The following is an 8717-nucleotide window of genomic DNA, read 5'->3' on the forward strand; positions in this document are numbered from 1 at the left end:
CCGATGAGTGACAGAGACCCACCACCGGACATGTCCCCGGAAGAACGGTACCTTGTTGCCCAGCTGGCCGAATACCTCGCCAAACACACTGATCTCCCGCCGGCACAGTGCCACGTAACGGCGGCGGAGCTTCTCTCGGAGGCGGTCGATCTGCGTCCAGACCCCGGGGCGCTCGGTGGGGGCTACGACCTGATCCACGAGTCCGACGGGGATGTCGTCTCGCGAAAGCCGTCGAACGTCGACGTGCGTGTCGACTTTGAGACCGGCCTCCTCGTTCTCAGCGAACTCGGCACCGTTGCGTCGGGCGACCCGGCCGCGATCGGAAGCGCTCTCGCAGGCCTGAGCGCGCTCGTTGTTACCGACGGAACGATCACGCTTTCCGAGGAGAGCGCGTGCGTGTACGCCATCGCAGCCGACCGCTGGGAGCTGGGAACCGAGTTCTCACAGGCGGCGCTTATCGAGACCGTGATCGACGAGACCACCGAGCTGGACGATACCGAGTCACTCTCGCGGACGGCAATTACTGACGCACTCGACGAGCTCGAGACGGTCGGGTGTCTCAGTCGCTTTTCCGATGGCGACCAGACACGTGTTGTGCTCGAAGAGCGGTGTATCGAGTACTGGGACTAGCGGTTACACCCGACTGGAACTAGCTGGTATGGCCAACTTGGCCTGCGCTATGAACCGTGTGCTGGTGGCCTGCCCCCACGCTGCCGAGCGAAATTTTTTGGGAGCGTCGTCAGAAGAGCTAGTATGGCTCGGCTGGGGACACACTCAACAAGCGCTGACCGGCAGTTCGCGTTCGCGTGGGTGGGGATGGGCATCATCATGTCGGTGGCTGTTGCGACAATTAATTTTCTCCCGCTTCCCCTCGAGGCGGTTTACGTATTTGCCGCTGGTGTCATGCTCCGCGAGGCACTCGGCTTGGCGTATTGGCTTGTCCAGCAGTGATCGGTCGGAGCTAGGAACGACGTATTGCTTGTCCAGCGCTCACACCGATTCTTCAGTCGGAGTGAGCACCTCTTGAACTGTTTGTTACAGTTTCTCCTTGTAGAATGGTTTCGTAAGCCACGCAGCAGGATCAGCACGTTCCGGAAGTAAGTACTTAACCAACAAAATGGTGTTCCGTGTAGTCTGTTGGTTAATCCCTCACAGTTGATCTCGCTGCTTGGACAGAAAGGAAACGAGATCGTCAACCGCATCCACTGGCAGCTCTTCTTGTCGAAAGACACCTTTGAACGAGTCTTTGAACCCATCCTGTTGGAGTTGATCCAGCACCATCTCGATCTGTCGCTTGAGCTTCTCGGGGTCGCCGCGATGGACGTGTCGTTCAATACGGCTGAAGTCCGCACGCAAGCTGATCACGACGAGGTCACGGGTATCGGCTTTTCGCCCGCTGTGGAGTTTCATCGCGAACAGTAGTGCAGGCTCTGGGATTCGCCCGTCGAGGTCTTCGGCGACATCAATTGATTCAATCGTACTGTGTTCGTGAAGATAGCGGTATGACCACTCTGCGTCCGTCTGTCGACACCCCATCGCATCTACGAGTGCCTCGAACTTGACGGCGTTCGCTCCGACCTCCTTTGTGTACTGAATCATTCGCCCGTTGTACTCGTTCGAGACATCCTGCTCGAACTGTTTCTCGTATCCGAGGTCATGAAGAAGTGTATCGTAGTCGTCGAGTACAGTGTCCGGGATTACGGTATCGATATCGGTCGTGAACCGTGTTTGGAACGCGGACACTGCCCAACCGCCAACGAGAACGTACGGCAGATCGGCGTCCTGTACCGCGCGGTGGGTGTCGATAAGTTCGGATTGACGCTCGGGGAGACTCATTCTATCGCCTCTGTTCGTTCGCGCTCGTCGCACTGTGGTGCGCCGCGTCGATGTCCCTGTCGTACTCGTCGGCGATGATCTCCAAGGCGGGCTCGTACGCTGGCCGATTCTCCATCATCTGGTTGATGGCGTCGTCCAACGGGATGACGGGGTTGCCGTCGACCCACTCGGCGTCGATATCGCCGGTCTTGGGGAACAACACGTAGTGGACGTTCCCATCGACGTCGCTGGCGTCCGGGCGCTCGTTGATCGTCGTATCGACGCCCCACTGTTGGAAGAACGCAATCCACCGTTCGACATCACGGTCGTGTACGTCGATGAACACCGGATAGTCGTCGTGACTCCGCGCGATCTGGAAGCCGCCGTGCGTCCAGACATACGCCGCGTCAATTTCCGTGTACACAAACTCCATCCCAGCGAAGTGGGGGATGATGTACGCGTCCTCTTGTGAGATAGTGTCGCGGCTGTACAACGCAGCCATCATCTCGGCGTACTGCTGGCGCATCTCGTGGTCGACGATCTGAATTCTATTATCTGTTTTAGCGATAATATCTGCGTTATTCAACCGCTCAATCCAGTCGTACACCCATGAGTACGAAATGTCAATCTTGCTCGCGATGCGATTGATAGAATCGCCACGTTGAGCTGCTAAAACAATCTTCGCAGCTGTGGGGTCCATTAATTCGATCATTGGTATCTGGTCGCTTCTCCGTCTGGCCGGGCTCGTTCGTAGTTATCTCTATAGCGATATCAATGTATAGGACTTCCGCCTAGCCGGCTAGGTGTGGGAGCTACCTACTCGACCGCGTCACGGTTACGCGGAGGAGGATGTCAAGCTGAATCGTGATCGAGGGCAGTATCCGAAGCCAGTACTTCCACCTCAAACGGGTACGTGTCTCCAGACGTGTACTGCGTTGGGATTCGGTTCAACGATGACAATATCGCCGCGGCGTACCTGTACAGTTGCCTCCAGAATTCACTCGCTCCAGCCAGGTGCGTCACCGAGATGCCCGGTTGCTTCTGCGGATGCTTCTTCCAGTTCTTTAGCCAACTCACGAGACCGCTCGGCTCTCTTTCGATATTCTTCAGCAAGCCGTTCTTCATCTGTCGGCGGTTTGTGTATGATCTCGTCATTCACTTCGACGAATTCAATTTCGTCACCGCCTTTGATGCTACGACGCTCTCGCAGTGCCTTTGGAATTGTCACCTGCCCCCGATCTCCGATTTTCCGTTTGTGTTCATACTTTTTTCATACTGCTGTAGATGTCTGTAGGTCCGCTCAAACGCCGAGATCCCGGAACGCCCAGTCGTTCGGCAGGTCGGCGTCGAAGCCGGCCGCTTCGACGAGGTCGCGGATGCGCTGTTCGACCGTGTCGTCTAACTCGAACGTGTCGTCGAACTCCTCGTACCAGTCGTAGTACCGCGGCATCCCCGGCCAGTGGTCGTCCGTCTTCAGCCCGTAGGCGCAATCGAGAAGGTAGCGACGATACGGCATATCGTCACGGGCGGGACGCGAGAACGTCCCGTCGATCGACTCGTCTCTCACCAACGTTTCGAGCAGATCGACCGCCGCGTACTGGTCAGCGTAGAACGCGTGTTCGAGCGTCGGAGTAACCGAGAAGATATCTTCCGAGACACGGGCGTGGAGACGGTCGGCCACCGAGTGGTCAGGATGCCCGATTCCCCACCCGTACGCGTGGACTTCCTCCTGTGTGGTATCGGCTGTATCGCCGGCAGTGACTGCGACGGTATCGAGGTATTCGAGCGCCGCAACTGGAATCGCCTCCACACTCTCGGTCAACCGCGTGCGGATCAGATTCCGTCCGACAGCATTCGCGATCGTGGGTGTCACGAGCGGCAGCTCGTCGTCCGCGGTCGGGTCGTACGCATCCATGACCTCCTTGAGGAAACTCCACCCGGTTGCTCGCGCCGCTTCGTCCAGGGCGTCACTGACCCGCTCGTGATATCGCCAGAACACGTCCCGGTATGTCTCGCCGCCGTCGTCTTCCTCGAGCGCAGCCGAGAGCGCCGACTCGAACTCGGCGAGTGTCCCATGGGGGGCGGCTCTGTCACCGTCCGAGAACCGGTCGAGTAGGGTATCGAGCTCGGCGACGGATGCGTTTCGTTCGTCGGCCGGCGACGAACCTGCGGATTGAGACTGCTCGAGATCAGCCGAGCCAACGGGTGTCTCTGGCTGAACATCCTCACAGTCGTGGAGACGGAGACGGGTGAGTGTCTCGAACGACGCTCCGCAATCGTCGCACTCGTGGGTCATAGCCCTCCTACAGGGATGTAGGCAAAATGCGTTCTTCTTCGAAGCAGTATTCCAAATGTTAGTAATCATACTATTATAGTATAGACTATTGTAGTCTGATTTCTAACTTCGGGGGATATATGTACCTCACACAACGAGTGAAGGTATGGACCAGTTCGTCAACCGTATCGAGGAACTCGATCGGCTACAGACTCTCTATGAGAGTGACGCTGCGGAACTCGCGATCGTATATGGGCGTCGTCAGATCGGCAAGAGCGAACTCGTCCGCCGATCGATCGCCGACCGCGACGATGCCGTCTACTATCAAGCAGTCCAAGGAACAGCGACCACACAGCTCCGGCGATTCGTCGAGGCCGCGGCGACGACCTATCCGGATATCACGGCCGTCAAAGAGGAGTGGGAACCGCTCTTAACGTACCTCTCCGATAGGGACGCTATCATCGTCATCGACGAATTTCCGTACCTTATCGAATCGAACGAGGGGCTCCCGTCGATCGTTCAGCACCTGTGGGATACCGCCGTCGACGAGAGCCAGGCAACCCTCGTACTAACGGGCTCTGCAATCGGCATGATCCATACCCACGTCCTCGATGGCGGTGCACCACTCTATGGCCGGGTCTCCCAGACACCGAATGGCCGCCTCGAACTCACCCAGCTGCCGTTTCGCGCTATCCAAGAGTTCGTGCCGACCTACACTCCCGAAGAACGGGTGTTCGTCTATGGCGTCTTCGGCGGCACACCCCGATATCTTAGTCCGCTCGATCCGTCACAGAGCTTTGGAGAAAACGTCACACGGCTGCTGTGCGATCCGGATGGCCCACTCCACGACGAGCCCGAAACCGTCCTCCAGATGGAACTCACCGAGGTGAACACGTATTTTTCGATTCTGGAGTCGATGGCCAGCGGGAACCGCAGTCGAAACGAGATCGCACAGGGGGCTGGCATCGAGAGCACCAACACGTCGTACTACTTTGACCGGCTGGAAACGCTCCAGATCATCGAGAAACACCATCCGGCGCTTGCTGATCCGGCGCGCAGCAAGCGGACACGATACCGGATTCGAGATCCCGTCTTCCGGTTTTACTTCCGGTATCTCTACGGCCGTGGAGGCCAGTACGAACTCTACGGCGAGAGCGCCTACGGGGATCTCATTGAACCGGAACTGCCCGACTTTGTCAGCGAAACGTTCGAATTGCTCTGTCACCAGGCGGTGCCAGCGCTCTATCCGGACGTCCAGCTTACACAGGTGCCAAGCCAGTGGTGGTACAAACACCGCGAGATAGATGTCGTCGCACCAACCGACGAGTCAACGCTGATCGCTGGCGAAGCGAAATTCACCACCNCCCCCCTTGGCTACGACGTGCTTGCGAATCTCGAAGACGACGTTTCCCATATCGACTGGACACCCCCCGGAGGTGGTGAGCCCACGTATGAATTCGTCCTGTTCAGCCGCTCTGGGTTCAAACGGTCTGTCGAAGAGGCGGCGGACGAACGTGACGACCTCCGGCTCTTCGATCTGTCCGATATTGTTGCCGTTCTCGAGCGTCGATCCGACCAGTAATTTTAAACTAACCTTTCGCACGTGTCGACTCACAGAGTAACAAGGAGGAAGCCCACGGCTTCAGCCCTGTCTCTTACCCACAAATCGAGTCATTGTTGCGGTCAATAAATCCGACCGAAGCCTCGATATCTACAGGCTTAACACTTCTATGGGACGATTTTGCTGATCTCACTCACCACATTCAGCAACCCCCCACTGTCGATATCACCGCCCGAATCACTCCTTACCTCGATCTTCCGAGAATAGATTGGGCTCGACAGCGTCTGAAACGTCTGTTTGGGACTCAGTGAACTTGTGGGTAAGAGACAGGGCTTCAGCCGTGGGTGGAATCCGATACTCCCCGGAACAGACAGCGGGCGATACCAACCGATCCCCGATATTAGCTGTCAATCGACCAGCTGGACAAGCCACGCGACCACCAACCCAAGACTGAGAGCGCCTGCCACGGCGAGAACCGTCGTCGATGACAGCGCTTCGAACGCGGCCAGCAACAGCACGTCCATACTGACACACGGCACACATGATATTTAAACGAAACTATCTTTTCGACGGAGCTCACAGACCGGGCTCTCCCGGTGGTTGAGTAGCCACAGTGGGCTGTGTCCCCCTCGTGATGTGTGACCGTGTCTCCGTTCTGCTCGCCTCCCGGCCGCGAGAGCGCAAAGAGTATGTTGGATCACACACATGACTTAGTCATGGGCTTGTTCGACCGGCTGCGCGGTGATGATAATGATCGTGTCGTGTTTCTTGGGATCGATGGCGTCCCGCTCGACCTCGTCGAGGACCATCCCGAGGTCTTCGAGCACCTGACCGACATCGCCGAGACGGGCTCCGGCGGGCGCTTGGAGAGCATCGTCCCACCGGAGTCGAGCGCCTGCTGGCCGAGCCTCACGACCGGCGTGAACCCCGGCGAGACCGGGGTGTACGGCTTTCAGGACCGCGAGCGCGACTCCTACGAGACGTACGTTCCCCTTGGACAACACGTGGAGGCGACCCGGCTGTGGGACCGCGTCACCGACGCGGGTCGCGACGCGACCGTCCTCAACGTCCCCGTCACGTTCCCGCCGTCGACGCGGATCCAGCGGATGGCCTCCGGCTTCCTCTCGCCCGACCCGAATTCTGCGACAAGCGACGAGGACCTCCGCGAGACGCTTGCGAGATTTGAGTACCAGATTGACGTCAACGCCAAGCTCGGCCACGACGACGACAAGACCGAGTTCCTCGAGAACGCGCACGCGACGCTCGACGCCCGCTATGAGGCGTTCTCCCACTACCTCGACCAGGACGACTGGGACCTCTTCTTCGGCGTCTTCATGAGCACGGACCGGGTGAATCATTTCCTCTTCGGCGACTACGCCAACGACGGCGAGTACGCCGAGGAATTTCTCGAGTTCTACCGAACCCTCGACGGGTACATCGGCGAGATCCGCGACTCGCTCGACGACGACACCACGCTGATCGTCGTCTCTGATCACGGCTTCACCGAACTCAACTGGGAGGTGAACTGTAACCAGTTCCTCGCCGATGAGGGATGGCTATCGTACGCGACCGACGAGCACGACGCGCTCACCGACATCGATGACGACACACGCGCGTACTCGCTTATCCCCGGCCGCTTCTATCTCAACCTCGAAGGCCGCGAGCCGGAGGGCGTCGTTCCCCCAGACGAGTACGAGGAGACGCGCGAGGAACTGATAGCCGACCTCGAATCGCTCACCGGCCCCGACGGCCGACAGGTGTGCAAGCGGATCGTGAAAGGCGAGACCGTCTTCGACGGCGACCACGACGACATCGCCCCCGACCTCGTCGTCATCCCCGCGGACGGGTTCGACCTCAAGTCCGGCTTCAGCGGCAAGGAGGCCGTCTTCACCGAGGGCCCCCGCAACGGGATGCACAAGTTCGAGAACTCGCTGTTGTATTCAACCGATCCGGACCTCAGCCTGAACGGTGCGAACCTCTTCGACGTGGCACCGACCGTCCTTGAGTTGATAGACGTTGAGTACGACCCGCTGGAGTTTGACGGGCGCAGCCTCGCCTGAGTGACCACCTGTCACGCGCTCAGAGAGCACCGCTTCTGCTTTTTGTGGGCTCAGAAGAAAGGCGAATCCCACAGCCACCGGGTGGTGTTAGTCTGCGGGGCCATGCCAGAACAGGCCATCCACCATGAGAAGATAGTAAACGCCGACCGCAGCCAGGGTTGCGATAAGACGGGCGCCAACGGCAGTCCCAACCCCGTAAGCTGTAAAGAGAGTCATCGGGATGAATGCCAACACGACATCCGGATGCTGGTAGCCGTCGGTCATCAAAGATATTCCTCTAAGCTGTCACCTCGTGGTACCCACGTCTCGAAGTCGTTGTGCGAACAGGCGAGCGCGAATCGCGGAGAATCTAGTGAGGAAATCCATCCCTCGTCCGGCGGTGTGGGTGACAACAGCTCTAATCGAGTGAGTGACGCCACGCCCGACAGCTCCGATAGAGTCCGGTCGGAGAGAGATGGGTTCCCATCGACTCATGAAGAACATGTATTTTCGCCAACCTCATAAAAATAATTAGATATAATTACCAGTCTACTCTATGTAACCTAACTCACGAAGCTTGTTTGCGATCTGGCGAGCCTCAGCGTCAGAGATATCTTCAGACGATTCCATCTCTCGGACCACGACGTGTTTGACAAACTCTTTGGCCGAAGTAAACTACCCTACCCTACTCCCTCGGCGCTACGCGCCTCGGTCCTTGAGGGTAGGGCTTTGATGTGGACTCCCGGCAATCAGTCGCCAGCAAGAGGCTGGTGACTCTCGCCGTTCAACATCCCACCATTTATACGCACGTCTACTGGTGCGTCTCCGCTCCCCGACTTGGGCGAGGAACGGAGGCTGTGTTTGCGCTTTCGGGCGTATCGCACCCCGATATTCTTCGCCGCGTTATAATCTGCGTTGACCTCATACCCGCATTTTTCGCACTCGAAATGTTCGCCGTCGCGGTTCGCTTCGTGCGTGAACCCACAGTCCGTCCGAGAACACCGTTGGGACGTATGGTTCGGCTCAA

At 58.1% G+C, this 8717-nt stretch carries 10 protein-coding genes; 4 read left to right on the forward strand and 6 right to left on the reverse strand.

Annotation, left to right across the window (positions count from 1 at the left end; all coding sequences use genetic code 11):
• Positions 1-3 precede the first annotated feature (3 nt).
• Positions 4-630, forward strand: a complete 627-nt coding sequence (locus tag C463_RS16955; protein ID WP_152422435.1) for a hypothetical protein — start codon at positions 4-6, stop codon at positions 628-630.
• Between the two features lie 123 nt (positions 631-753).
• A complete protein-coding gene (locus C463_RS16960) occupies positions 754-951 on the forward strand; it encodes a hypothetical protein (RefSeq protein ID WP_008446262.1) in 198 nt (65 codons plus the stop codon).
• A 198-nt stretch (positions 952-1149) separates the two neighbouring features.
• Here the strand turns inward: C463_RS16960 and C463_RS16965 are convergent, their stop codons facing one another.
• The 4 genes from C463_RS16965 to C463_RS16980 form a co-directional block, all read right to left on the reverse strand.
• The gene (locus C463_RS16965; RefSeq protein ID WP_008446264.1) at positions 1150-1836 is read right to left on the reverse strand and encodes a hypothetical protein; all 687 of its coding nucleotides are present in this window, start codon (positions 1834-1836) and stop codon (positions 1150-1152) included.
• A 1-nt stretch (position 1837) separates the two neighbouring features.
• Positions 1838-2515 carry a helix-turn-helix domain-containing protein gene (locus C463_RS16970; RefSeq protein ID WP_008446267.1) on the reverse strand — a complete coding sequence of 226 codons (678 nt, stop codon included), beginning with the start codon at positions 2513-2515 and terminating at the stop codon, positions 1838-1840.
• Positions 2516-2812: 297 nt separating this feature from the next.
• Positions 2813-3061, reverse strand: a complete 249-nt coding sequence (locus C463_RS18250; RefSeq protein WP_080510878.1) for an AbrB/MazE/SpoVT family DNA-binding domain-containing protein — start codon at positions 3059-3061, stop codon at positions 2813-2815.
• 54 nt (positions 3062-3115) lie between these two features.
• Positions 3116-4111, reverse strand: coding sequence for a hypothetical protein (locus C463_RS16980; protein WP_008446270.1), 996 nt, complete (start codon positions 4109-4111; stop codon positions 3116-3118).
• Positions 4112-4256: 145 nt separating this feature from the next.
• Here C463_RS16980 and C463_RS16985 point away from each other — a divergent pair, with 145 nt between their 5' ends.
• Both C463_RS16985 and C463_RS16990 read left to right on the forward strand, forming a co-directional pair.
• A complete protein-coding gene (locus C463_RS16985) occupies positions 4257-5672 on the forward strand; it encodes an ATP-binding protein (RefSeq protein ID WP_008446272.1) in 1416 nt (471 codons plus the stop codon).
• Between the two features lie 695 nt (positions 5673-6367).
• The gene (locus C463_RS16990) at positions 6368-7711 is read left to right on the forward strand and encodes an alkaline phosphatase family protein (protein WP_008446275.1); all 1344 of its coding nucleotides are present in this window, start codon (positions 6368-6370) and stop codon (positions 7709-7711) included.
• An 87-nt stretch (positions 7712-7798) separates the two neighbouring features.
• Here C463_RS16990 and C463_RS19075 read toward each other — a convergent pair whose 3' ends face one another.
• Complete coding sequence (locus C463_RS19075; protein WP_160163114.1) at positions 7799-7975, reverse strand: hypothetical protein; 177 nt, start codon at positions 7973-7975, stop codon at positions 7799-7801.
• A gap of 464 nt (positions 7976-8439) precedes the next feature.
• A partial coding sequence (locus C463_RS18255; RefSeq protein ID WP_152422436.1) for a zinc ribbon domain-containing protein occupies positions 8440-8717 on the reverse strand: 278 nt, incomplete at its 5' end.

Origin of the sequence: Halorubrum californiense DSM 19288 (assembly GCF_000336875.1) — an archaeon.
GTDB classification, from domain to species: Archaea; Halobacteriota; Halobacteria; order Halobacteriales; family Haloferacaceae; genus Halorubrum; species Halorubrum californiense.

Bases quoted from the DNA above. Each gene is read 5' to 3' on its own strand.
- C463_RS16970 (WP_008446267.1), bottom strand. From the start codon at position 2,515: ATGGACCCCACAGCTGCGAAGATTGTTTTAGCAGCTCAACGTGGCGAT.
- C463_RS16980 (WP_008446270.1), bottom strand. From the start codon at position 4,111: ATGACCCACGAGTGCGACGATTGCGGAGCGTCGTTCGAGACACTCACC.
- C463_RS16960 (WP_008446262.1), top strand. From the start codon at position 754: ATGGCTCGGCTGGGGACACACTCAACAAGCGCTGACCGGCAGTTCGCG.
- C463_RS16955 (WP_152422435.1), top strand. From the start codon at position 4: ATGAGTGACAGAGACCCACCACCGGACATGTCCCCGGAAGAACGGTAC.
- C463_RS19075 (WP_160163114.1), bottom strand. From the start codon at position 7,975: ATGACCGACGGCTACCAGCATCCGGATGTCGTGTTGGCATTCATCCCG.
- C463_RS16990 (WP_008446275.1), top strand. From the start codon at position 6,368: ATGGGCTTGTTCGACCGGCTGCGCGGTGATGATAATGATCGTGTCGTG.
- C463_RS16965 (WP_008446264.1), bottom strand. From the start codon at position 1,836: ATGAGTCTCCCCGAGCGTCAATCCGAACTTATCGACACCCACCGCGCG.